The sequence below is a fragment of the Neisseria sp. P0021.S007 genome, assembly GCF_051956855.1.
The window spans coordinates 1-1,066 of sequence record NZ_JBQCXA010000139.1 but is presented as its reverse complement, the minus strand read 5'-3'; the positions used below and the strand labels follow the sequence as shown (position 1 = coordinate 1,066).

The 1,066-nt window shown below is 49.3% G+C and carries 2 protein-coding genes; both read right to left on the bottom strand.

The genetic code is table 11. The features are described from left to right. Window positions 1-111: 111 nt before the first annotated feature. A complete protein-coding gene (gene scpB / locus ACTHUR_RS11755) occupies window positions 112-720 on the bottom strand; it encodes an SMC-Scp complex subunit ScpB (protein WP_004519443.1) in 609 nt (202 codons plus the stop codon). Window positions 721-789: 69 nt separating this feature from the next. Next, window positions 790-1,023, bottom strand: a complete 234-nt coding sequence (locus ACTHUR_RS11750; RefSeq protein WP_036472354.1) for a glutaredoxin family protein — start codon at window positions 1,021-1,023, stop codon at window positions 790-792. Between the last annotated feature and the right edge of the window lie 43 nt (window positions 1,024-1,066).

Below are 1,066 nucleotides of genomic sequence, written 5' to 3'. Positions count from 1 at the left end.
GGCTGGCTTATTCAATGATATAAAGCGTTCATTTAATGCTATAAAACGCTAGAATAACTAACATAAAGGCCGTCTGAAACACGATTGTTTCAGACGGCCTTTACATTCAAATCAGTTAATCAGTCTGCTTCCTGATTCTACTGCTTCTTCAGCTTCCTCATCGCCTGTCGGCGGCGTTTCCATCAAATCAGGCAACACCAGCTCGCCCAATTCAGTCAGCGGCGGCAATTCTTCCAAACTTTCCAAACGCAAATCGCTTAGGAATGTTGCTGTTGTCGCCCACAAAGCCGGACGGCCGACAGAATCACGGTGGCCGATGACTTCAATCCAGCCCCTATCCTGCAAGGTTTGCATGACATTTTGCGACACCGCCACGCCGCGTATGCCTTCAATATCGCCACGCGTTACCGGTTGCTGATAGGCAATAATCGCCAGCGTTTCCATCACAGCGCGGGAATAACGCGGCGCGCGCTGCTCTTGCAGGCTGCCCAGTCGTTCAAACGCGGCTTGGGCGATTTGGAAGCGCCAGCCCTCATGGGTATGCACCAGTTGCAAAGCCCTGCCCTGCCAGCGGGCCTTCAGTTGCGCCAACACATCAATCAGCTTGTCTTGCGACAACGGCGGCACGCACAATTCGCGCATGGCTTTTTCGTTTAAGGGTTCGACTTGCGTCAACAGCGCCGCTTCAATCAGCGCATCGGGAGAAAGTTTTTCAGTCATAATAAAATCAATGTTCAGACGGCATAAACAGCCAAAGGCCGTCTGAAAGATAATATGGTCAGCGGTTTGTTATGCGCTCAAATGCGCTTTCAGTTTTTCTTCGTCCAAAAACCAATGGCAGATTTCGGTATCGCCATCCAACAAAACAGGCACCAGCTCATTGTACTTTTCTTCTAAAACCGGATCTTCATCAACATCGACAATATCCAGCTCAAATCCAAACTGCTCCTGATAAGGCTTTAATTGTTCGCGCATTTTGTGGCACAGGCTGCAATACTCCCGAAACATCAAGGTCAGTTTCATGGCGGTTACTCTCGGAGGAACAAAAGCGACCATTGTATAGCAA